The sequence below is a fragment of the Halocatena halophila genome (assembly GCA_027563145.1).
Classification (GTDB): Archaea; Halobacteriota; Halobacteria; order Halobacteriales; family Haloarculaceae; genus Halocatena; species Halocatena halophila.
In genome coordinates this window covers 2,364,913-2,385,762 of sequence record CP071306.1, presented here as the reverse complement: position 1 = coordinate 2,385,762, position 20,850 = coordinate 2,364,913, and the positions used below count along the sequence as shown (strand labels likewise).

Genomic DNA, 20,850 nt, shown 5'->3' with positions numbered 1-20,850 from the left:
AACTTATTTTACATAGACAGTATAAGACTGGTGCAATGAGTGATGAGGTGGGGGAGAGCGTCGACACGGAAAAGCGGGCGACGCTCCGTCGATTCGCTGCACTCGGAGCGGCCGGGCCGCTGTCTCGGTTGGTTGATGGACCATCATCCAGCACTCGCGATGCAATCGTCGGCTACCTGTCGACGACTCCCGGTGCGCATTTTTCGAAGATTCGAGACGATCTATCGCTCGGAACGGGAGAAACCCAGCATCACCTCCGACGGCTCGTAGAGTCGGGCGCAATCGATAGTTTCCGCGATGGAGAGTATCGTCGATACGTCGAGGGGGATCGCTTTAGCGAGTTCGAACTCGTTGCGCTGGGCTATCTCCGCCGGGAGACCCCTCGAGGAATGTTGATCGCGCTGCTTCGTGAGCCGGATGCCACCGGCAGCACGATCGCCGGCACGGTCGGTGTCTCTCGACCAACCGTGAGTACGTACGCAAAAGAGCTCGAAGGGGCAGGGCTGTTGAGTAGAGAGAACGGCTACACGGTCAAACAACCCGAAACCGTGCTTACCCTGCTCGTTCGATACGCCGATTCGTTCGGCCCTGCGGCCACCTCACTCGCCGCTGAGGCCGATTCGCTGGTCAGATACGATCCCTGATTATCGCGTTACCTTCCAGGTCGTCCCCGAAGAGTAGCCCCACTTTTCGATCGTCAAATCGAACGCCGCCTTTTGCACCGAGCGCATGTTCGCGCCAACCTCTTTTGCGCTCAATCCGAGTTCGTCACCGATAAGGCGGGATTTGAAATACGTTTTCGTCTCCGAATGCTCGCGGAGATATCTGAGTATCGCCGTTTGTTTTTCCGTGAGATCGACCGCCGACTGGGTTCGAACGCTCATGATGAGTCACACGGGAGAAATCCTTATAGTGAGTTTGGTACAGTGAGATAACACGACGCCGTCTTGCGGTTTTCCCGATCGCGTCCACGTAAAGTGGTCGAATAGAGAGTGGGTCTGGTACGGCCAGCTAACTCCAGGCCAGTTGCTCACGGCGAACTGTGTCGAACCGACATGCCCACCGGGGCCAGCTCACTCGATTATCTCTCCAACGGCGAAGTTGGGCTTCACTTCCGTGATTTCGACTTTCACACGCTCTCCGACCTCAGAATCCGGAACGATGATCACATAGCCACGTTCAACGCGAGCGATACCATCGCCCTGCTTGCCGAGATCTTCGATTTCGACGTATCTGATCTCGCCGGTCTCGACGGGTGGTTGTGGCTGGTCAGATGTCGGCGAGCTAGAAGGTGTGGGCTGCTCACCGTCCGGACCAGCGATCAACGCGACGCGATACGTGTCTCCAGGAGCGACCGAACCGGTTTCGATCTCACGGCTAGGGATCTCGACGGTGTAGCTGTCACCCTCGTCGGACACCTCGGCGCTAAACAGACACAGGAGCTTTTCTGAGATTTCCATGGTAGACCTCTGAAAACGTTGTCACAGGCACGAGGTAAAGAAGGTATCGGCTCAGAACGAGTTCTATCCCTAATTGCTCACCACACCATCAGACGAGCCGCGAGTTGCGAAGCTATATTATTGGCAAGGAGCGATCGCAACTGTGCGCCCCCATCCACTCTGTCGAGTTAGCCTCGCCGACGGCGTATCGATTACGAATCTATTGGTTGGGTTTGGGGCAATCTGTGTGCTCACAGAGCCAACAGTCGGTGGGCTCGACAGTCACGCGATAGGGGCACGAGCCATACTGCTCGGTGCGATTGCCGATGGACTCGACGGACTGCTCGCTCGCTACGGCAACCATTCGCAGATCGGTGCCGTCCTCGATTCGGTCGTCGATGTCGTCACGTTCGGTGTGGCACCTGGCCTGTTCGTCGTCACCCTTGCCAATCGGTCAGTCGACGCGACTGGCGGGCACCTCCTGGTCGCCGGGCTTGCCAGCGCGTACGTCGTAGGTGCGGTTGTCCGAACGGCGATCTACACCACGGAGGACGCCCAGGCGTTTCGTCGTGGCGTCCCGAACACCCTGGGAGCAGTTATTCTTGCTGGAAGCTATCTGGCAGGACTCGATGACCCCCTGGCGCTCGCGGTGCTGGCTGGGCTGTTTGCCTATCTGATGGTGATCGAAACGCCGTATCCAGGGCTACAGCGGGTCGACGCCGTCGGCGTTGGGAGCGTCCAGACGCTGGCAATCGTCCTTCCGCCGCCGGTCGGTCGCTTGCTGGCTGGCCTGCTGGTCGTCGTGGCCCTCGCCTATCTGCTTGGTGGGCCCTCGTTGTATCGTAACCGCGGGATTATGAAGTAAGCTACAGCTCCGTGCCGTCCGGTCGTTTTGCGCCCTCCGAATCGTGGACGACGACCGTTCGATCCGGTGGATTGGCTGGTTCATACCGTTCTAGCAGCTCGATCGCTTCCGTGAGCTCGGTGATCGCCCGTTCTTTGAGCGTGGCTGCCAGCTCAAGCGCTCGATCCCGGTCGATCGATCGGCCAAGTCCCTCACACTCGTGGGCGCGCAACAGTCCATCACCATCCACCGGTTCACCGAGCGGCTGACTGGTCCCCGACAGCGCGAGACTGAACGGATAGGTCTGACAGATCAGCGGACGATCCTCGTGGACGGTACACCCTCCAGTGCCGTCTGCGTCCTCCGTGTAAAACGCACAGTCTCCACAGCCGGTGGTCTGCAACGCCCACTCGAACGTCTCGCCGCCGGCTTCAGAAATCCCGTACGGCATCGGCCGAGCAACGTCGTTCCAGGAGCGCTCCGTGTTGGTCTGAAGCGTTCGTACCTCATCGGGAAAGACGGTGGCGGTGTGCTCCTCGTCGTCGTGGGCGGTACAACAGGCTCCACATCGAGTGCACGAAAATCCGATTGCTTCAATTGCATCGGCCAGTTCCGCCGTCGAGAGCGCTCTGGCACGATCGCGTTCGTCTGCTAGCGCCTGGCGATCGTCCATACAGAGTTCCACATGATCACCACCGATAAGCCCTGCTCATGTGGTTGCAACCGACCCATCCCAGCTGAGCTGGCCCTCAACGGCGAGCTTCTGGAGATGAGAGCGAACGGTTCCCTCGGCGAGCGTCCGCAGTTCGAGTCCCTCTGTGTCGTACACCATGTCAGTGATTGCTTCGACCGTCGATGCGCCCTCAGCGACCGCAGACAGGATCTGGGAGTCTCTATCACGTCGATGGTTGTAGAGTCGATAACACGTCTCGACCGGTGCATCGATCGTTGGTCCGTGACCGGGATAAAGCATTTCTGGGGCGAGCTGCCCGATCCGACGGAGCGATCCCAGATAGGCACGAAGATCACCGTCCGGCTTGGCCACTCCAACGCTACCGTTTTGAATCGCGAGATCACCGACGAGCGTCGTCGACCCCGCGGTGAATCCACAGTGTTCCGGAGCGTGCCCTGGCGTCTCGATCACCCGAACTCCTCCAGCAGAGGTTGGTATCGTCGTTCCGGTTCGAAACGTCCGATCGGGAGAACAGTCAGTCGCCGCCTCGAACGACGCCGTCCGGCCATACCGTGCCCAGACGGTCGCTCCGGTCCGCTCTGCGTACGCACGGACGCCACCCGTGTGATCTGGGTGGTGATGAGTTACCGCAATATGGCTGATCGTTCGGCGTTCGAGTGCCACATCAAGCGCGCTACATTCGCTTGGCGGATCGACCAATAGCGCCTCTTCAGCACCGATTACGTAGGCGTTCGTCGATCCAGTGGGTGCAGAAGCTACCGGAACGGGTATGCGAACAATATCCATGCTGGAAGCTACTCACTCGGTGTACATATCGATACCTGCACGAAGCACAACGACTACTCGATCAGGAAATACACCTGCTTTCTCGCGTCGTGAAAACTGTATCGGGAATTGACAAGATCTGCTTCCTCGAGGCGATTGAGCGCGTAGCGAACGGTCCGGTCCGGGAGCAACGATTCCTGTGCAAGCTGGCCCTGCGAAAGTGGTGATTCGTCGTCGAGTACCTTGGCCACGAGCTTTGCACTCGGTGGAAGCTCACGGAGACGGTCACGGAAATCGGGATTAGTGAGGAATGTCTCGGCGGGCTGATTTTCCGCATTCGTACTCATAACGGGCCGTCAGTCGAACGAGACTGTAAATCTTCGCTATAACCTCCACAAAACAATACGTACACTACAATGTATGATTGTCACCCTTATACATAGATACTCGACAGGTATTGCCCGTACCCACACACAAAAAAGATGGCGTGGTTTCGACAGATGAACTGTCGGGAGCTTTTTGGTAACAGCCCGCATGGGGGCTGTCGTATGGACGTTCCAGCCGATTACGAAGACCTCTTCGAGAAGAAGACATTCGCCCACCTCTCAACGACGCTTCCCGACGGACGACCACACGTCACGCCCGTGTGGGTCGACTACGACAGCGACGCAAACGAGCTGTTAATAAATACGGCCCGGGGACGCCGAAAAACCCGCAACGTTCGATCCGATCCAGTCGTTGGGATCAGTATGGTCGATCCGGACAATCAGTATCGCAGTCTCTCCGTGACAGGAACCGTAACGGAGATCACTCCGGACGGTGCCGTTGATCACATCAACGAGCTCGCTGGCCGCTATATGGGTGTCGAGGAGTATCCAAATCTCGATTCTTCAAACGAGCGGCTGATACTGCGGATTCATCCCGACGAGGTCAGAGCCGTCGAAGCCTGAAACAGCCTCGTCTGCCCGAATAGAGACGGTACCAATGTGCATACTGATCCAGTATCGTTTTATTTCCACAATGAATTTGGTGAGCTAGTGTGAAGGGCCAGGAGTGGTATCAGGCGAAGGAGATCGCCGATGAATACGATTCGAAGCGATTCTCCCGGGGAGGACAGCTCATCGACCAGCGGGAGAAACAGGCCGTCCTAGAGGCACTCTCACCGGTCGAAGACAAGAAAATCCTCGAGATAGCCTGTGGGACCGGGCGGTTTACGGCGATGCTCGCGAGTAACGGTGCCGACATCGTCGGGCTCGACATCTCATCGGCCATGCTCCAACAAGGTCGCCAGAAGGTTCGTCAAAACGGCGTCTCCAACGATATCGAGTTCATGCGAGGTGATGCCGCCAGACTGCCGTTTCCGGACGACCATTTCGATGCGGTGTTCGCCATGCGGTTTTTCCACCTCGCCGAAACACCAGCGGCGTTTCTCGCCGAGATGAGCCGTGTCTCGCGTACGCAGGTGTTTTTCGACACATTCAACCGCTACAGCACGCGAACCATCTACAACTGGTTGTTACCGATGGGCTCGCGGCTCTACTCCGAATCCGAGGTCGAATCCTTACTCGGTCGCGCAAATCTCACGCTGACCGACGAGTCCCACGACTTTATCCTCCCATACGGCTTCTACCGGCAGATACCTGGGGAAATTGCCTCAACATTCAGAGATGCAGACACGACTATGGGAGAAACGAAGGTAGGTAACTTGTTGGCGTCAGTCTCCTACTGGAACGCGACCGTTGAGTAAATCCAGGCCCGTTTCCAATCGTTTTATCGCCCAGGAATCAGTAGCCTATCTGTATGGAGCTTTCGGTGGTCGTGCCGACGCTGAACGGTCGCGAGCACCTGGTTCACTGTCTCGATGCGCTGTCACTGCACGCGCCAGCCGCAGAGATCATCGTCGTGAACGGTCCGAGTGTTGATGGAACGACTGGGATGGTCAGACGCCGTGACGACGTTGACGTGTTAGTCGAGATCGGTGACCGAAACGTCAACGTTGCCAGAAACGCCGGCCTTGATCGTGCAACCGGAACGGTGGTCGCATTCGTCGACTACTGGGTCTGTATAGAGCCGTCGTGGGTTACAGCAATCGAGCAGACGCTCGACCGTCCCGGCATTGCCCACCGAGAGAGCGGCCACGGTCGGCCGGTTGCCGGGGCGATCACTGGGCCGATACATCACCCCCATCGACACGAGCAGCGCCAGCATGCTGACCGACGAACGATCGATGGGCAGTCCGTGACCTACTTCGATGGGGGAAACGTTGCGTTCCGTCGCAAAGCGTTGGCTGCACTCGACGGCTTCGACGAGTATCTCGTCACCGGGGGTGCACGCGACTGTGCGCATCGGCTCGCCCGACTCGGCTATACAGTTGCATATGACCATCGCCTCTGTGTGACCCATCAGCGAAGTACGCCACACAGCGCGAAAACGACCGAATCGCTCGGGTTTCGTCCACAGGATCCAAAAGCAACCAGCGGCGAGCGCGACTGGAACTGGCGGTATCGGTCGCTCACCTATCGGCTCGTGAAAAACTACGGACCGTCTTCGCTCTGGCGGGTGGGTCGACACGCGGTGGGTGATGGTGTCGATGCGACGCTTGCAATCGCGCGCGGAACTCGCCGGCCATCCGACTGGGTAGACAGCTCGAAATCGATGATCAACGGCACGGCCACGGGACTCAGAGATGGCATGCTCGCGCGACTTCGAGATCGGACACCGCGGCGAAATCACAACGGTCGGTCGAAACGCGCCGATCGCGCGGTTGCCGTCTACGACGAACGGGAATAAAAGGGATGTTACAGCTCGGCATACCAATCAGCAAGCCGTTGTGTTGGGTGGTTATTCGATGAGAGACAGGAAGATTTATATAGAATCGCAATCCATCTCTCTATGATTATGTCACAACCCGCTCAGCGAGGACAACCGATGTTTATTCTGGCAGAGGACACCGAGCGAACCCAGGGCGACGACGCGCAGTCGTCCAACATTCAGGCTGGAAAGGCCGTGAGTAACACGGTACGTTCGACGCTTGGTCCGCGCGGGATGGACAAGATGCTCGTGTCTGACTCTGGCGACGTTGTCATCACCAACGACGGCGCGACAATTCTCGAGGAGATGGACATCGAGCATCCGGCCGCGCAAATGATCGTCGAAGTATCAAGCACACAAGAAGAGGAGGTTGGCGACGGGACGACAACGGCAGCAGTCCTGTCCGGCGAGCTCCTCTCGCGAGCGGAGGACTTACTCGACGACGATGTACACCCGACGGCAATCGTCGAGGGCTACCACGAAGCGTCCCGGATCGCCCAGGAGACGATCGACGAGCACGTCGTCGACGGCACGGTTGACGACGAGCAGCTCACGCAGGTCGCCGTGACGAGCATGACCGGCAAGGGCACCGGAGACATCGGTGCCGAACCGCTCGCCGAAACCGTTGTTGATGCGATCCGAATGGTCGAAACCGACGGCGTCGACCGCGACAGCGTGGATGTCCGTACGCAAAAAGGGGCGTCCTCCTCTGCAACCGAACTGATCGAAGGGATCATCTCCGAGGAGGAACCGGTCCACGAGAACATGCCTACCAACGTCGAGGACGCCTCGATCGCCGTGCTTGACGTTGACCTCGAAGTGCGCGAGTCGAACATCGATGCCGAGTACAACGTTAGCAGCGTCGATCAGCTCAACGCAGCACTCGATGCCGAAGCCAACGAGCTTCGAGAGTACGCCGACACCCTGATCGATAGCGGCGTCGACGTGGCCTTCATCACCGGCGACGTGGACGACCGCGTTGGCTCTTCACTTGCCACCGAAGACGTGCTCGCCTTCGAGAGCGTCTCGGACGATGAAGCAGAATCGATCGCCCGTGCGACGGGCTCCTCACTCGTCGGCACGATCGACGATCTCGAAGCCGACGACCTCGGCAGCGCAGACCGCGTCCGCGTCGAGAAGTTCGGCGAGGACGAACTCGCATTCATCGAGGGCGGTTCCAACGCCGAGGCAGTCACCGTCTTCGTCCGTGGCGGCACGGACCACTTCACCGACGAACTTGAGCGTGCGCTCAACGACGGGCTTGATGTCGTCACAGCCGCAATCGAAAAGGGCGGTGTCGTTGCCGGTGCCGGTGCGATCGAGATCGCCATCGCCGACGCCATTCGTCAGGAAGCAGCCTCGGTTACTGGCCGGAAACAGCTCGCCGTCGAGGCATTCGCCGACGCCCTGGATGTGCTCCCGCGGACGCTCGCGACGAACGCCGGAATGGATCCGATCGACGCGCTCGTCGAACTGCGCTCGACCCACGACAGCAACGGCATTGCGGGCATCATCGTTGAAGGCCAGAATGGCCGTGTGACTGACCCGCTCGAAGCCGGCGTGCTCGATCCGGCAGCCGTCAAACGCGAAGCGATCGAGAGCGCCACCGAAGCCGCAACGATGATCACGCGTATTGACGACGTGATCTCGGCAAGCTAACGACTGCGATTAGTCGGCCCATTTTATTGTGACCGGCGTCGTCGGGTTGACGCCGAACGCCTCGTCTCCACGCCCCTGATTCACCGCGAGTTCGAGGTTGCCATGACTTCCAACCGTCACTAGCGATGTTTCTCGTGGACAGTGTGCGTATGACCGTTCGAACGGCACGGGCTGGCCGTTCACCCGGAGCGAACTCCCGGGAGCGATCGGAACCATCTCTCCAGGAATGTTCGTCACGGCGTTGCCGAAATTGTCTACAATGAGGATCTCGCCGCTGGCTCGGCCGTCTTCGATCGTCGGTTCGGGAAACTGATAGTCGACGACGGAATCGACCGGGCAGACCGGTTCGAGTTCCTCGATCGCGGAGACACCAACCGTATCGATGCGGGCGGCGGCCGGCGCGAACACGTCTCTTCCGTGGAAGGTTGCGCTGTCTGGGTCGTCGATCGTCCATTTGAACGGCTCGATCGTATCCGCGAGCGCTCGCGCCGCTGGAAGCAACAGTCCGTTGTCCGGCCCGACGAGGGCGTGTGAACCAGCACGAATCACCAGCGCCGCTCGATCCGTCCCAACACCGGGATCGACAACTGCACAGTGAACCGCCGGCGGAAACGTCACGAGCAGTTCTTTGAGCCAGAACGCCGCCGTGCGAACGTCCTGTCGTGGGAAGTCGTGGCTGATATCGATGATTCGACTCGTCGTCGTGCGTGCGATCACCCCACGCACCGCCGCCGGATAGGGAGCGCCAAAATCCGAGGCGAGCGTGATCATCGGCCGTTCGAATCGGACTCGCTCACCTGCTGGAGCCGTTCGACGCCCCCGATCTCTTCGATAACACCAACCGCCGGATCCGGAACCAGATGCTCCCAGCGATCGCCGCGACTCATCCGTTCACGAACGGCCGATCCCTCGAACTGCTCGCGACGGATCATCGGGGTAGAGCGGACCTCGACACCCGCCTCCTCGAACAGCCGCACTACCAGCGGATTGTTCGAATATGCCACGTCAAACTCCGGCGTCATGCTCTGTACGTGACTCACCCACACTGCGTTCCGGTTTAAATCCTCGATCGGCACAGCATATGTCGTCAAATCGAGTGGTTCGAGCGATTTGGTAATCATCATGATCCGCTCACCCGGGGTGAACGGATCGTGACGCGTGTGTGACTGGTCAGCGCTGCCGATGCCCAGAACCAGCTCGTCCACCTCCGTCGCTATCGTTTCGACGAGCGACTGGTGGCCAGCGTGAAACGGCTGGAACCGTCCGATGAAGAATCCGCGCATGCATAGAACTTCACCGGTTCCTTATTAAGGACAGTGATCCACACATTCAGATATAATTATTGTCATAACAGCTGCTTGCTGGCGATTTTTTACTGAGGGTTCCGTCCCAAGGGGAGAAAGTATATCAGTAAACATCTCGTCGTATACGTTGAGAGCACGGTTCTATGAGCGACAACAATCAAGATGAGGCGCTCCCGGAACACCAGGAGACAGACGAGAGGCTGTCTCCATCGGGAGACAGCTCCGCCGAGGTGGTAAAGGAACTCGGTCAGGAGCAGATCGACGACGATCAGATCGATGAGGGGTCGACGGAGGATCTTCTCGGTGGATTGACTATCGAAACGACCGCCGACATCGAGGTTCCGGACCGACTCGTCGATCAGGTTATCGGCCAGGATCGCGCCCGCGACATCGTCTTGAAAGCAGCCAAACAGCGTCGCCACGTGATGATGATCGGCTCGCCCGGGACGGGCAAGTCGATGCTCGCAAAGGCGATGAGTCAGCTGCTGCCGCGGGAAGAACTCCAGGACATCCTCGTGTATCACAATCCGGACGACGGCAACGAGCCGAAGATCCGGACGGTTCCAGCGGGCAAAGGAGAGCAGATCATCGACGCCCACAAAGAAGAGGCCAGAAAACACAACCAGATGCGGTCGTTTTTGATGTGGATTCTGGTTATCGTGGTGCTTGGCTTTGCTATCATTCGTGGGCAGGTTCTGCTTGGCGTAATCGCGGCTGTAGCGGTCTATCTCTTCTTCCGCTACACCAACCGCGGGAACGAGGCGATGATTCCAAACCTCCTGGTGAACAACGCAGACAAGCAGACGGCACCGTTCGAGGACGCCACTGGTGCCCACGCCGGTGCACTGCTCGGCGACGTTCGACACGATCCGTTCCAGTCAGGCGGAATGGAGACGCCTAGCCACGATCGTGTCGAACCGGGAGCGATTCATAAATCCAACAAAGGCGTCCTGTTCGTCGATGAGATCAACACCCTCGACATTCGGTCACAGCAAAAGCTGATGACGGCGATTCAGGAGGGTGAGTTCTCAATTACCGGTCAGTCCGAACGCTCTTCGGGTGCGATGGTGCAGACCGAAGCCGTTCCGACTGACTTCATTATGGTTGCGGCCGGGAACCTGGATGCGATGGAGAATATGCATCCGGCACTTCGCAACCGGATCAAGGGATACGGCTATGAGGTGTACATGGACGACACCATTCAGGACTCCCCTTCGATGCGCCGGAAGTACGTTCGGTTCATCGCCCAGGAGGTCCAGCGCGACGGCCGACTCCCACACTTCAGCCGCGATGCAGCCAAAGAAGTGATTCTGGAGGCTCGCCGACAGGCCGGTCGGAAAGACCACCTCACACTCGAGCTCCGGACGCTCGGTGGACTGGTTCGCGTGGCTGGCGACATCGCCCGCGCAAGCGGCGAAGAGATCACCACCCGCGATCATGTCCTGCAGGCAAAGGGTCGATCACGGTCGATCGAACAGCAACTTGCCGACGACTACATTGATCGGCGCAAGGACTACGACATGACGGTCGCACAGGGCGACGTGAGCGGTCGTGTGAACGGACTCGCCGTGATGGGCGAGGATTCAGGCATCTTGCTTCCAGTGATGGCAGAGATCGCCCCGTCACAGGGTCCTGGAGAAGTGATCGCCACCGGCAACCTAAAGGAGATCGCCCAGGAGGCAGTCCAGAACGTCTCGGCGATCATCAAGAAGTTCTCCGACGAGGACATCTCACAGAGGGACGTGCACATCCAGTACGTCCAGTCCTACGAGGGTGTTGACGGGGATTCAGCGAGCGTGACGATGGCAACGGCAGTTATCAGCGCGCTCGAGGAGATCCCTGTGGATCAGTCGGTCGCGATGACGGGGTCGCTGTCGGTTCGTGGTGACGTGCTGCCTGTGGGTGGAGTCACCCACAAGATCGAGGCGGCGGCGAAATCCGGCATTTCGACGGTGATCATTCCGGCTGCTAACGAGCAGGACGTGATGATCGAAGACGAGTTCAAAGACCAGATCGAGATCATTCCGGTCACACACATCAGCGAAGTCCTCGACATTGCACTCGCTGGAGAGCCCGAGAAGGATTCGCTCGTCGATCGCCTCAAATCGATCACCGGGCAAGCACTCGAGTCAGGCTCTGCAACCGGCCCAAGCAGTCCAAGCCCGCAGTAACGTGCCAGACTGGACGACGTTCTTTGCGATCGCCGGCGTCGTCCTCGTGTTGTTACTCGTTCTTGCTCGACTTTCTTCTGGAGCCGTCACCGACAGCACAGAGCGCGAGCCGATAGCCAACGAATCGACGGCCGTGTTGCTCGCGAACGTGGCAATCTCACAGGGACTGTTCGCGACGGTGCTCGTGATCGCAGTCTGGATCACATCGATACCGCCATTTGCACTCGGCGTCGAGTTCTCGAGTCAGGCGAGTGTTGGACTGACGGGACTGCTCACCGGAATCACTGCAGGAATACTCCTGTATCTGTTCAACGTGGCCGGTTCGATGGTTGCGAAGGCTCGTGACGTCGATTTCGACGCCAGGCTTCGCGAGCAGCTTACACCCGACTCCCACAGCGCGTGGGTGTTGCTCCTGGTGGGCGTGTTGCCCATCATCGCCGTCTTCGAAGAGCTACTGTTTCGAGCCATTCTCATTGGAGTGACGAGCGTAGGGACCGGATTGTCGCCCTGGCTTTTTGCGGGAGGCTCTTCAGTGGTGTTTGCCGTGGGCCACGGCGTTCAGGGCCGACTCGGCATGCTCGTAACGGGCGTACTCGGATTTGCGCTTGCCGTCGTGTTCATCATCTCGAACAGCCTGCTCGCGGTTGTGGTCGCCCATTATCTGGTGAACGCACTCGAATTTCTCTGTACCGACCGAATCGAACGCCTGCTCGGTCGGCACACGAGTGCCTTCTAGAAGCCAAAGCCAAAGTCGTTTAGCCGATACATCCCGATGCCGAACACGTCGTTCGTGTTGCTGTCCTCGTAGTTGATGAAGCTCACGAGCCAACACTTGTTGGAGTTGTTCGGTGATTGGTGAAAGCTGATCGACCCACTATCACCTCGCTTGAGGTCGCTTCCACCGGAATCGTCCTTGTGAAACACCGAATACGGCTTTGGGACACAGCCCGGAGCCGTGTAGATCGTTTCTGCGGTCGTCTGGAGCTTCGCAAAGCTCGTTCGGCAGGTCGTTCGACCGACCTTTTGTGTCCGTGCGCCCTGACTCTTCAGCCGACCGAGGCCATCGTAGGTGAAATGGCCGGTAATGCCGTTGAATCCGGAATGTCGGATCGATCGGTCGACCCGATAGTCGGCGTTGAGCTTCACCATAGCGTAGTCTTCCATGCACCGATTCATCTTCACCGTGCCAAGCGGTGTCCCGTTTGGATGTTTCAACGTGGCACCCGAGACGTTCTTGCCGCTGAAAATGTGCTGGCAGGTGGCGAGATAGCGTTGTCCGTTCTTGAATGCGGCTGCGCCGGTCGTTCCGATCGGTGCGGACGCATTGCCTTGTACCTCATAGCCGCCGTGGATCGTCCGCCGTGAGGACGACCAGTTCCGGAGATCATTGCGACAGCCGAGTCGACGATAGCCAGAGGCTGATTCGACGGCGACCTCGACACCCTCTATCTCCGTCGGCACCTCACCCATCATCCGGTTGATCTTCGACTCTGCCATCCGAACGATCAACCGAGAGTTGTCTCCGCCGAGTTCACCGGGCTCGACGCCAACGCTCACGACGCCGGTTTTTTTCGATAGCTTCGATTCGAGGTTTTCTTTCACTGTCGTCGCGTGGCGATAGTCGTTGTACCAGTCCGCTGGAACGTTTCGCGTGTGCGTATCGTACTCCGAGTTTTGATCGTCACGGTGGATGCCACACACGATCGGCACCTGGTCCGATGCTGCCCCCGCAAGATCCTCCTGTGTCAAAAACTGGGCGGTCACCTGCGAGAAGCCAAGCCCAGAGAGTGAGGACAGCAGGCGGCGGCGACTCATCCCCGGTGACAGCTTGCTGTGTACCCTGTCGGTTGCCGGACGGCCATGGTCATCTTCCGTCATCCGAATTGGAGTACTGTCACATTCCTAAAATAGATTTTCGAAGTTTTATTATAGGTTTGTAATGTGATATACTGATACTTACGGTAATTCCAATGTAGACCAAATATGCGTGCTACCTACCGGTTTGTCGCTTTTACGAGTTCTGGCCGCATCATCGGCGTATCGAAATGAAAGATACTGTCAATAGATCTTATCCTTTAAATTTCGAAGTCTGATACGACAATCCATTTTCTAGTTTCGCCGGCATCTGTCAGAGCGAATCAAGCGTTGCCCGTACGTGTTCCCAGTGTGAACCCTTCCAGAAGAACTGCCCACAGTCCGAACACTGCCAGACGGGATTGTCATCAGGGATGGAGTCCGCCCGTGGGGAGTGCGTACGCTCGAGAGGGCCATTGCAGCGTCCACACCGTTGTGGTTCCGACAGCGTGAGCTCGATTCCCACAGCCCGCAGCGTCCGCAGCTGTTCGGTGGTCTCGGTTGCGGTGAGGATGATCGCATCGGAGACGCTCTCGGCGAGCTGTCGATCCCGGGTGATCAGTGTTCTGCGTTCTGTCCGGGCGATCGATCGAATGCGGTCGTCGTCTTCGATTCCTCGATCCAGCGCATACACGGTGTCGTGGCCACACATTCGGAGATAACTTCGGAGGTCGCCACACATTACATCGAGAAGAAGTCGCTTGTGGCTCATCGATCGAAAAACGCCCGTACTGCATCGACGGAGTGGCTGTTGAGCACGTCGTCGGGTTGTGCCCAGCCCCGGCGGGCGGTGTGGACGCCATAGTCGACGTATCCGAAGCTTTCCGAGCGATGTGCGTCGGTGTTGATGGCGATGGTTGCACCGGCGTCGATTGCAGCCTGGACCCGGGTGCCATCGAGGTCGAGCCGGCGTGGATTCGCGTTGACTTCGAGCGCGGTGTCGGTATTGGCCGCCGCGATGGCAAGCGTAGAGCTATCGATGTCGAGTCCAGAGCGCTGGCCGAGCAGCCGACCGGTTGGATGGCCGATCACGTCGACGAGCGGGTTGTTCACGGCCTCAAGGAGTCGGTCGGTGCCATCACCGTCGAGGGCGGCGTGTGGTGAGCCAACGACGCAGTCGAGCTGTTCGAGCAGATCATCACTGACGGAGATTTCGCCGTCTGCGTGAATATTTGCCTCCACGCCGGCAAAGACGGTGATATCCGCGTCGTCGTCGATTTCTCGGACTGTAGCGAGCTGTGCTTCGAGTTCGTCGTCGGTCAGTCCCACGCCACCGACCATGCCGGGACCGGCTGCATGATCGGTGATACAGAGATACTCGTATCCACGATCTGTGGCGGCCGTGACCATCGATTCGATCGACTCCGTTCCGTCAGAGCTAGTGGTGTGAACGTGAAGGTCGCCACGGATGTCGTCGGGAGTGATCAGATTCGGAAGCTCCCCAGCCGTTGCGGCTTCGATCTCACCACGGCCCTCCCGGAGCTCGGGTTCCACGTACGACAGCCCCAGCGCGTTATATACGCCGCGTTCAGTGCTTCCGGCAACCCGTTCGCCGACGCGCTGGCCGGCGTCGGGATCGTCGATCGCAGAAACGTCGAACACGCCATACTCGTTCACTTTCAGCCCACGATCGATCGCGTGATTGCGCAGCTGGACGTTGTGTTCTTTGCTGCCGGTGAAATACTGGAGCGCCGCACCGAACTCCGCTGGATCGACCACTCGACAGTCCACGCGAACCCCCTCGGTTCTGACGCTTGCTTTCTGGCTGCCGGCCTCGATTACGTTCTCGACGGCAGGCCAGGATTCGACGGCGTCGATCACCGTAGCGGGATCGTCGCTTGCGATCAGTACGTCCACGTCGCCGATGGTTTCACGCCATCGGCGGAGCGAGCCCGCCGTTTCACACCGTTCGACGGCCGCAATCTCATCGAGATAGGCCATGAGATCGGTCCCAATCGGGAGCGCTTCGCCAAGGAGCTGGCGCTGTTGAGCCCGTTTTGCAAATTCGATGTTCTCGAGGATGTTTGACTCGGTTTTCGGGCCAAACCCGGAAACCGTCTGGATCTGTTCGTCTTCGGCAGCAGTTTCGAGATCAGAGAGCGTTTCGATGCCAAGCGCCGAATACAGCGTTCCCACGGATTTCGGTCCGACACCCTCGACGCTCGTGAGTCCGGCAATGTCTACGGGCAGCGCCTCGCGCTGTGCTTCGAGTTCTTCGATTTTGCCGGTTTCAACGTATTCGACGATCTTCTCGGCGATCGCTTCGCCCACCCGATCGATCTGCTGGACGGCCTCGGCCCCGTCGGTTTCGGCAAGCGCAGCGACGGTGTCGGGAAACTCACGAATGTTTTCTGCTGCTCGACGGTACGCTGTCGGTTTGTAGGCCACATCCTGGGCCTCAAGGCGGTCGGCGAGCTCTTCGAACAGGCTCGCGAGTTCGTCGTTGCTACTCGTCATCGCCGGCCTCGCTTTGTGGTTTCGTCCTTCCCGAGTGCCTGCTTGAGGAAGTGCTGCCACCGTTTCGAATCCGCGGCTTCTTTGGCCGCGATTTCGGCCTCGAGATCGACTGGGCCGAGCTGTGAAAGCGCCGACAGCGCCCGATCGATACCGATCACGCTGTCTGCGAGCTGGTCTGCAGTCTCGTATTCGAGGTCCTCGTTTTCGATGCGATCGACGCGCTCGGTTCGCTCGCGCCGCAACGCAACTTTTAGTGTCTCGATGCGTTCGCGGCGCTCGCTAGGAATGGAGGCCAGGCGCTTGGTCTCGAACACGAACGATCGCAGTTCGACGGTTTCGCCCTGCACGTCGATTTCGGCCGGGATCTGCCGGCCGACGGTGGCGCCGTCCCGATCGATGCGCTCGAGAAGTTGCTTTCGCTCGAACGGTTCCATACAACCGCGTAGGATCTCGGACACAATAGGAACACCGCACAGCTGAACCGACAGTATTAATCGTAAACCGGCCGGAGATACCGACATGGCTGACACTGACGAGGAGTCCGAACCGGCCGTCGAGCTCGGCAGGGGGCCACCGGTGGAGGGGGCACCGCTTGCCCGGATCACGTCACGACTCCACTACGGCATTCCAAAAAGCGAGGTCGTTCGCCGCGAGGGAGATTCGGCAATCCGAACTGCCGATGGCCCACAGGACCTCGCCGACGTGCTCGCCGACATCGATGAGACGTACTTCCCACGCGAACAGGATCTCACCGACGCCATCCGATCGGTGATCGGCGACGGTCCCGTTGTCACGGCCGAGGAGTAAGGATATCTCAGTTTTTCACCGATCGAACGCCGAGAGCGTCGTCTGTCGACCGGCCGTCAGCACTGAGTGACGCTGGAGTCTGTCGTGGCTGATCGGGAGTTCATTCGCGATCCGTTCGATCGCGCCGTGGAACGATTCAGCCGTCGCCGACTCGTTCGAGACGGCATCGCGAACGGTCTCGCGGATCAACCAGACGCCAACCGGGCCCCAGTACGCATCGGTCACGTTGCGCAACACGAGCGCAGTCGCCTGGCGATCCCGTTCTGCAAGCGCCTCAAGAACGCCGAGTCTGGCGGCGTAGTACGCCCCAGCGGTCTCGTCAACGTACTCCGTCCGACCCTCGAACGACTCGTGGTCGCTGCCGATCCAGTAGTCGCCACCCCGTGGATTCCAGACGCTCTGGGGTGCTTTCATCTCCACCAGCTCGAACTCCCAGCGCCCTGGCGTGAGTATGACCCAGAACTGGTTGCCGAGGAATTCGGCATATCGTACTTCGGTTTGATCGATCGAGGAGGCGTTCCGTATCGTCCCGCGGAGATACTGCGATACCGTATCGTCCACCGCAGTGATCGACCATCGGGTGGGAACGAGCTTGCGCTGGCTCGTCTGTCCTAGCGCCCCCGCCGAAAGAATCGTGTTAATCTCGTAGACGTCGAACCCACGGTTGTACAGATACGTCATCGCTCCCGTGGCCCGCCAATCGTCGTCCGAGAGCGTCTTTTCGACCGCACGGGGAACGTGGGGATTCTCCGCTAGCTGGGCGTCGTCAGCCGTCGCCCTCGGACCGCTCGGCGAAGCGATCGAATCGACCGAGAGATCCACTGTTGGCTGATTCGCGAGTTCTACCTCCACATCGACCGGCCGGTCAGCGATCGCCACCTCGCGCCGAACGCCGGTGAACCCATTCCAGGCGTCGGCGACGTGGACGTTCGTCGGCTGGTTCGCATTCAACAGCCCGGATCGGGCCTGAAATACCGAATCGATCGATAGTCCACGCTCGTACCAGTCGCTGCTGGTGACATAGCGACTGGCATCGGTGTCCGGATCAACCGGCGAAAGAACGCCCGCAGAAACCGAGGGATAGCCAGAGCGACCGACGAAAATGTCCGGCGCAGTCGAGCCAAAGAGCGAATCGCCCTGCAGCGTCGCCTCGAGTCTGTCCTCGACGGCCTCGAGATGTTCAGTGATTGCATAGGACTTCTCTGCAGCGAGACGACGGCGCTGTGCCTCCTCGTCACGCTCGAAGTCGTCGATGAACTCCTCGAGATTCATTGTGTAGTGAAGGTACTCGACGGATTTCAACCTTGAGCAAAAACGGGGAGAACGAGATCCGAAACCGTGACCAGCCTCAGCTATGAATGCCCATCGCCTCGATCTGCTCCTGGTAGCGATTCCGGATGGTAACCTCGGTTACCTGTGCGACATCTGCGACCTCCCGCTGTGTTTTCTTTTCGTTACAGAGCAGCGACGCGGCATAGATTGCCGCCGCCGCATACCCTGTCGGTGATTTTCCCGACAACAGGCCCTCTTCTGCGGTTGTGGTGATTATCTCGTTGGCTTTGGCTTTGACCTCTTCTGAAAGATCAAGCTCCGAACAAAATCGGGGGACGTACTTTTTGGGATCGACCGGCTCCATCTCCAGGGCGAGTTCCTGTGAGATGTATCGGTACGTGCGGCCAATCTCCTTGCGTTCGACCCGCGACACCTCCGATATTTCCTCGAGACTCCGTGGGATTCCCTCTTTCCGACAGGCGGCATACAGCGCAGACGTGGCCACCCCCTCGATCGATCGCCCGCGAATCAGATCGTCGTTCAACGCGCGACGATAGATCACTGACGCAACCTCACGAACTGACCGGGGAACACCCAGTGCGCTGGCCATCCGATCGATCTCAGAAAGTGCAAACTGGAGATTGCGTTCCCCAGCGTCTTTCGTGCGAATGCGCTCTTGCCATTTGCGCAGTCGGTGCATCTGGCTCCGCTTTTTCGAGGAAATCGATCGTCCGTAGGCGTCTTTATCCTTCCAGTCGATCGTCGTCGTCAACCCCTTGTCGTGCATCGTCTGCGTGGTTGGTGCACCGACGCGGGATTTTTGCTGGCGCTCCTGGTGGTTGAACGCTCGCCACTCTGGACCAGGATCGATTTTCTCCTCCTCGATGACGAGCCCACAGTCGTCACAAATGAGTTCACCACGATCCGAACTCTTTATCAGTTGGTCGGACCCGCATTCGGGACATTCTCGCGTGCTTTCCGTTTCATTTTCCGTTTCCTGCTCGCGCTCCCGCGTACGGGTGGACCGTGTCATCGCATTTTTATACTACCTCGGTGAGCATATTTAGGACTTCCGTAACCTGGAGTAATCTGCCGCATTTTCGGTGCCCGAAAGTGATCACGAACGCATCCTGTGAGCAGTCCACGTGTTTGTGGCGAATCGACCGGAACGCACTTATCAGCGCACGGGCGAGCGGTTGGTATGCCAGTCATCGAGTGTGACCCGGCTGACGCGAGAGAGCACCTCGAAGCCGCCGGGTTCGAGGTTTCATCGGGAAACACCGACCACGAACGCTGGCGAGTCACCACCGAGAACGCGACGGCTGTCGCCTACGACGAGAAGGTTCTCATTCAGGGTCAGGATACCGATCGTCTGGTTGGGCTCCTTGGTGAGTACGGCGGGCGTGCACACGTCTATTTCGACGGCGCTGCACGGAACAATCCGGGGCCTGCAGCGATCGGCTGGGTGATCGTCACCGACGGCGGGATCGTCACCGAGGGAAGCGAAACGATCGGTGAGACCACGAACAACCGGGCGGAGTACGAGGCGCTGATTCGAGCGATCGAAGTGGCAATTGACTACGGCTTCGACCACCTCGAGATCCGTGGTGATTCCGAGCTGATCGTCAAGCAGGTGACGGGTGCCTGGAACACGAACGATCCGGGCCTGAAAGAGCGTCGGGTTCGCGTTCGTGAACTGCTCTCCTCGGTCGATAGCTGGTCACTCCAACACGTGCCACGCGAAGTGAACGAACGGGCCGATAGCCTTGCCAACGAAGCGTTCGACAATGATTCCTGAGGAGACGGTCGAGGAGGTCACTCGGCTCACGCGCATTGCACGCGATGGGGCTGACGAGGTGGCAACCGCCGCCCGCGAACGACGCGATGCGTTGCTGGCCGAACACGGCTACGTTGCCAGAGAGCGTGAAACAGACGAAACACTCGTCTGCTATCCTGACGACTGGATCGTCGATGGAACTGTCGAAATCGATCGGATCGACGACACCGAGCGGGCGATCGAACGCCCACTGCTAACCTCGAGTGCTGACTGGGAAACCGTCGATGCACGCAACCGCGAGGTGGTCGAGCGGGTGACCGAGCAGTGGGGTGAGACCCATGGCGAAAACGTCAGGGCGTTCGCTGATTTCTGCTCGAACCATTACGGCGTCACGATCGCAGAGAGCAGCGACATTCACCGAGAGGAGTTCCTCGAAGAGTACTATCCGCGGAACGCATGGCCAAGCAAATCTCAGAGAGTGGTCGTGGAGGAATCGATCAGGCTCGCACTCGACTGTGCCCGACAGTGAGCGCGATATCGATCAATGCTGCTGGGCTGACTCGACGAGCGCCCGAATCTCGTCGGCACGGCTCTTGTTCGTCGCAAATCGCGAGAAGATCCACGACAGCTGATCGATGACTGCGTCGTGTCCCTCCTCGGTTAGTGCGTACTGATTGGTCCGTTTATCGAGTTCGCTCTTTTCGACCAGCCCCATCTCCACCAGATCGTCGAGGTTGGGGTACAGTCGACCATGATTGACCTCCGATCCGTAGTACTGCTCTAGCTCTCGTTTGATCGCCAGGCCATAGCGGGCGTCCTCCGAAAGGATGACCAGGATGTTCTGCTGGAACGCGGTCAGGTCGCGTTCGATGCGCGATACGCCGGAGACTGACTGTGCCTCTGACATGACCTATACAAATGTCACCACTCTATTTAAAACTTTTCAACCATCAAGTGCTTATTTTGATAGCTGCGTCACGTCATGCGGTTTGGTTC

At 58.8% G+C, this 20,850-nt stretch carries 25 protein-coding genes; 11 read left to right on the top strand and 14 right to left on the bottom strand.

Annotated features, from left to right (window positions below):
• Window positions 1-35: 35 nt before the first annotated feature.
• Window positions 36-644: a winged helix-turn-helix transcriptional regulator gene (locus JXQ78_RS12760; protein WP_330631148.1), complete on the top strand. Its 609-nt coding sequence runs from the start codon at window positions 36-38 to the stop codon at window positions 642-644.
• Here the strand turns inward: JXQ78_RS12760 and JXQ78_RS12755 are convergent, their stop codons facing one another.
• Together JXQ78_RS12755 and JXQ78_RS12750 are read right to left on the bottom strand one after the other, a co-directional pair.
• Window positions 645-884: a DUF7123 family protein gene (locus tag JXQ78_RS12755; protein WP_330631147.1), complete on the bottom strand. Its 240-nt coding sequence runs from the start codon at window positions 882-884 to the stop codon at window positions 645-647.
• 189 nt (window positions 885-1,073) lie between these two features.
• Window positions 1,074-1,460, bottom strand: coding sequence for a TRAM domain-containing protein (locus JXQ78_RS12750; RefSeq protein WP_330631146.1), 387 nt, complete (start codon window positions 1,458-1,460; stop codon window positions 1,074-1,076).
• Window positions 1,461-1,602: 142 nt separating this feature from the next.
• On the opposite strand from JXQ78_RS12750, the gene JXQ78_RS12745 reads away from it, so the two are divergent.
• A complete protein-coding gene (locus JXQ78_RS12745; protein ID WP_330631145.1) occupies window positions 1,603-2,304 on the top strand; it encodes a CDP-alcohol phosphatidyltransferase family protein in 702 nt (233 codons plus the stop codon).
• Window position 2,305: 1 nt separating this feature from the next.
• Here the strand turns inward: JXQ78_RS12745 and JXQ78_RS12740 are convergent, their stop codons facing one another.
• Genes JXQ78_RS12740 through JXQ78_RS12730 form a run of 3 tightly spaced genes read right to left on the bottom strand, consistent with a single transcriptional unit; the run spans window position 2,306 to window position 4,089 of the window.
• Window positions 2,306-2,956: a YkgJ family cysteine cluster protein gene (locus JXQ78_RS12740; protein WP_330631144.1), complete on the bottom strand. Its 651-nt coding sequence runs from the start codon at window positions 2,954-2,956 to the stop codon at window positions 2,306-2,308.
• Window positions 2,957-2,992: 36 nt separating this feature from the next.
• Entirely contained in the window at window positions 2,993-3,763 is a 771-nt protein-coding gene (locus JXQ78_RS12735; RefSeq protein WP_330631143.1) for an MBL fold metallo-hydrolase, read from the bottom strand.
• Window positions 3,764-3,816: 53 nt separating this feature from the next.
• Window positions 3,817-4,089 carry a MarR family transcriptional regulator gene (locus JXQ78_RS12730; protein ID WP_330631142.1) on the bottom strand — a complete coding sequence of 91 codons (273 nt, stop codon included), beginning with the start codon at window positions 4,087-4,089 and terminating at the stop codon, window positions 3,817-3,819.
• A gap of 201 nt (window positions 4,090-4,290) precedes the next feature.
• Here JXQ78_RS12730 and JXQ78_RS12725 point away from each other — a divergent pair, with 201 nt between their 5' ends.
• The 4 genes from JXQ78_RS12725 (at window position 4,291) to thsA (ending at window position 8,212) form a co-directional block, all read left to right on the top strand.
• Window positions 4,291-4,692, top strand: coding sequence for a PPOX class F420-dependent oxidoreductase (locus JXQ78_RS12725; protein WP_330631141.1), 402 nt, complete (start codon window positions 4,291-4,293; stop codon window positions 4,690-4,692).
• An 89-nt stretch (window positions 4,693-4,781) separates the two neighbouring features.
• Window positions 4,782-5,489 carry a class I SAM-dependent methyltransferase gene (locus JXQ78_RS12720; protein ID WP_330631140.1) on the top strand — a complete coding sequence of 236 codons (708 nt, stop codon included), beginning with the start codon at window positions 4,782-4,784 and terminating at the stop codon, window positions 5,487-5,489.
• A gap of 53 nt (window positions 5,490-5,542) precedes the next feature.
• Window positions 5,543-6,532, top strand: coding sequence for a glycosyltransferase (locus JXQ78_RS12715; RefSeq protein WP_330631139.1), 990 nt, complete (start codon window positions 5,543-5,545; stop codon window positions 6,530-6,532).
• A gap of 108 nt (window positions 6,533-6,640) precedes the next feature.
• A complete protein-coding gene (thsA, locus tag JXQ78_RS12710) occupies window positions 6,641-8,212 on the top strand; it encodes a thermosome subunit alpha (RefSeq protein ID WP_330631138.1) in 1,572 nt (523 codons plus the stop codon).
• A gap of 9 nt (window positions 8,213-8,221) precedes the next feature.
• Here the strand turns inward: thsA and JXQ78_RS12705 are convergent, their stop codons facing one another.
• Complete coding sequence (locus tag JXQ78_RS12705) at window positions 8,222-8,983, bottom strand: SAM hydrolase/SAM-dependent halogenase family protein (RefSeq protein ID WP_330631137.1); 762 nt, start codon at window positions 8,981-8,983, stop codon at window positions 8,222-8,224.
• Complete coding sequence (locus JXQ78_RS12700) at window positions 8,980-9,495, bottom strand: nicotinamide-nucleotide adenylyltransferase (RefSeq protein WP_330631136.1); 516 nt, start codon at window positions 9,493-9,495, stop codon at window positions 8,980-8,982. The genes JXQ78_RS12705 and JXQ78_RS12700 overlap by 4 nt, the downstream gene beginning before the upstream one ends.
• A 164-nt stretch (window positions 9,496-9,659) precedes the next feature.
• Here JXQ78_RS12700 and lonB point away from each other — a divergent pair, with 164 nt between their 5' ends.
• Together lonB and JXQ78_RS12690 are read left to right on the top strand one after the other, a co-directional pair.
• Complete coding sequence (gene lonB, locus JXQ78_RS12695; RefSeq protein WP_330631135.1) at window positions 9,660-11,687, top strand: ATP-dependent protease LonB; 2,028 nt, start codon at window positions 9,660-9,662, stop codon at window positions 11,685-11,687.
• Window position 11,688: 1 nt separating this feature from the next.
• Entirely contained in the window at window positions 11,689-12,423 is a 735-nt protein-coding gene (locus JXQ78_RS12690; protein ID WP_330631134.1) for a CPBP family intramembrane glutamic endopeptidase, read from the top strand.
• On the opposite strand, the gene JXQ78_RS12685 is transcribed toward JXQ78_RS12690, so the two are convergent.
• From JXQ78_RS12685 to JXQ78_RS12670, 4 genes are all read right to left on the bottom strand, one after another.
• A complete protein-coding gene (locus JXQ78_RS12685) occupies window positions 12,420-13,565 on the bottom strand; it encodes a hypothetical protein (protein ID WP_330631133.1) in 1,146 nt (381 codons plus the stop codon). The genes JXQ78_RS12690 and JXQ78_RS12685 overlap by 4 nt on opposite strands.
• 250 nt (window positions 13,566-13,815) lie before the next feature.
• On the bottom strand, window positions 13,816-14,253 hold the full coding sequence (locus JXQ78_RS12680) for a Mut7-C RNAse domain-containing protein (protein WP_330631132.1): 438 nt from the start codon (window positions 14,251-14,253) through the stop codon (window positions 13,816-13,818).
• Entirely contained in the window at window positions 14,250-15,998 is a 1,749-nt protein-coding gene (polX, locus tag JXQ78_RS12675) for a DNA polymerase/3'-5' exonuclease PolX (protein ID WP_330631131.1), read from the bottom strand. Before polX ends, JXQ78_RS12680 begins: the two co-directional genes overlap by 4 nt.
• Window positions 15,995-16,456, bottom strand: coding sequence for a DUF5788 family protein (locus JXQ78_RS12670; protein WP_407934025.1), 462 nt, complete (start codon window positions 16,454-16,456; stop codon window positions 15,995-15,997). Before JXQ78_RS12670 ends, polX begins: the two co-directional genes overlap by 4 nt.
• A gap of 61 nt (window positions 16,457-16,517) precedes the next feature.
• Here JXQ78_RS12670 and JXQ78_RS12665 point away from each other — a divergent pair, with 61 nt between their 5' ends.
• The gene (locus tag JXQ78_RS12665; protein ID WP_330631130.1) at window positions 16,518-16,805 is read left to right on the top strand and encodes a DUF5789 family protein; all 288 of its coding nucleotides are present in this window, start codon (window positions 16,518-16,520) and stop codon (window positions 16,803-16,805) included.
• Window positions 16,806-16,820: 15 nt separating this feature from the next.
• Here the strand turns inward: JXQ78_RS12665 and nreA are convergent, their stop codons facing one another.
• Window positions 16,821-18,077 (bottom strand): DNA repair protein NreA, encoded by a 1,257-nt coding sequence (gene nreA / locus JXQ78_RS12660; RefSeq protein WP_330631129.1) that lies wholly within the window; start codon window positions 18,075-18,077, stop codon window positions 16,821-16,823.
• A gap of 76 nt (window positions 18,078-18,153) precedes the next feature.
• Entirely contained in the window at window positions 18,154-19,110 is a 957-nt protein-coding gene (locus tag JXQ78_RS12655; protein WP_330631128.1) for a transcription initiation factor IIB, read from the bottom strand.
• A gap of 168 nt (window positions 19,111-19,278) precedes the next feature.
• On the opposite strand from JXQ78_RS12655, the gene rnhA reads away from it, so the two are divergent.
• Together rnhA and JXQ78_RS12645 are read left to right on the top strand one after the other, a co-directional pair.
• On the top strand, window positions 19,279-19,875 hold the full coding sequence (gene rnhA / locus JXQ78_RS12650; RefSeq protein WP_330631127.1) for a ribonuclease HI: 597 nt from the start codon (window positions 19,279-19,281) through the stop codon (window positions 19,873-19,875).
• Window positions 19,865-20,383, top strand: a complete 519-nt coding sequence (locus JXQ78_RS12645) for a DUF7108 family protein (protein WP_330631126.1) — start codon at window positions 19,865-19,867, stop codon at window positions 20,381-20,383. Before rnhA ends, JXQ78_RS12645 begins: the two co-directional genes overlap by 11 nt.
• Window positions 20,384-20,395: 12 nt before the next feature.
• Here JXQ78_RS12645 and JXQ78_RS12640 read toward each other — a convergent pair whose 3' ends face one another.
• On the bottom strand, window positions 20,396-20,761 hold the full coding sequence (locus tag JXQ78_RS12640; RefSeq protein WP_330631125.1) for a PadR family transcriptional regulator: 366 nt from the start codon (window positions 20,759-20,761) through the stop codon (window positions 20,396-20,398).
• Between the last annotated feature and the right edge of the window lie 89 nt (window positions 20,762-20,850).

Bases quoted from the DNA above. Each gene is read 5' to 3' on its own strand.
- JXQ78_RS12640 (WP_330631125.1), bottom strand. From the start codon at position 20,761: ATGTCAGAGGCACAGTCAGTCTCCGGCGTATCGCGCATCGAACGCGAC.
- JXQ78_RS12655 (WP_330631128.1), bottom strand. From the start codon at position 19,110: ATGACACGGTCCACCCGTACGCGGGAGCGCGAGCAGGAAACGGAAAAT.
- JXQ78_RS12755 (WP_330631147.1), bottom strand. From the start codon at position 884: ATGAGCGTTCGAACCCAGTCGGCGGTCGATCTCACGGAAAAACAAACG.
- polX (WP_330631131.1), bottom strand. From the start codon at position 15,998: ATGACGAGTAGCAACGACGAACTCGCGAGCCTGTTCGAAGAGCTCGCC.
- lonB (WP_330631135.1), top strand. From the start codon at position 9,660: ATGAGCGACAACAATCAAGATGAGGCGCTCCCGGAACACCAGGAGACA.
- thsA (WP_330631138.1), top strand. From the start codon at position 6,641: ATGTCACAACCCGCTCAGCGAGGACAACCGATGTTTATTCTGGCAGAG.
- JXQ78_RS12725 (WP_330631141.1), top strand. From the start codon at position 4,291: ATGGACGTTCCAGCCGATTACGAAGACCTCTTCGAGAAGAAGACATTC.
- JXQ78_RS12760 (WP_330631148.1), top strand. From the start codon at position 36: ATGAGTGATGAGGTGGGGGAGAGCGTCGACACGGAAAAGCGGGCGACG.
- JXQ78_RS12715 (WP_330631139.1), top strand. From the start codon at position 5,543: ATGGAGCTTTCGGTGGTCGTGCCGACGCTGAACGGTCGCGAGCACCTG.
- JXQ78_RS12685 (WP_330631133.1), bottom strand. From the start codon at position 13,565: ATGACGGAAGATGACCATGGCCGTCCGGCAACCGACAGGGTACACAGC.
- JXQ78_RS12680 (WP_330631132.1), bottom strand. From the start codon at position 14,253: ATGAGCCACAAGCGACTTCTTCTCGATGTAATGTGTGGCGACCTCCGA.
- JXQ78_RS12705 (WP_330631137.1), bottom strand. From the start codon at position 8,983: ATGATCACGCTCGCCTCGGATTTTGGCGCTCCCTATCCGGCGGCGGTG.
- JXQ78_RS12735 (WP_330631143.1), bottom strand. From the start codon at position 3,763: ATGGATATTGTTCGCATACCCGTTCCGGTAGCTTCTGCACCCACTGGA.
- JXQ78_RS12740 (WP_330631144.1), bottom strand. From the start codon at position 2,956: ATGGACGATCGCCAGGCGCTAGCAGACGAACGCGATCGTGCCAGAGCG.
- JXQ78_RS12750 (WP_330631146.1), bottom strand. From the start codon at position 1,460: ATGGAAATCTCAGAAAAGCTCCTGTGTCTGTTTAGCGCCGAGGTGTCC.
- JXQ78_RS12700 (WP_330631136.1), bottom strand. From the start codon at position 9,495: ATGCGCGGATTCTTCATCGGACGGTTCCAGCCGTTTCACGCTGGCCAC.
- rnhA (WP_330631127.1), top strand. From the start codon at position 19,279: ATGCCAGTCATCGAGTGTGACCCGGCTGACGCGAGAGAGCACCTCGAA.
- JXQ78_RS12665 (WP_330631130.1), top strand. From the start codon at position 16,518: ATGGCTGACACTGACGAGGAGTCCGAACCGGCCGTCGAGCTCGGCAGG.
- JXQ78_RS12730 (WP_330631142.1), bottom strand. From the start codon at position 4,089: ATGAGTACGAATGCGGAAAATCAGCCCGCCGAGACATTCCTCACTAAT.
- nreA (WP_330631129.1), bottom strand. From the start codon at position 18,077: ATGAATCTCGAGGAGTTCATCGACGACTTCGAGCGTGACGAGGAGGCA.
- JXQ78_RS12645 (WP_330631126.1), top strand. From the start codon at position 19,865: ATGATTCCTGAGGAGACGGTCGAGGAGGTCACTCGGCTCACGCGCATT.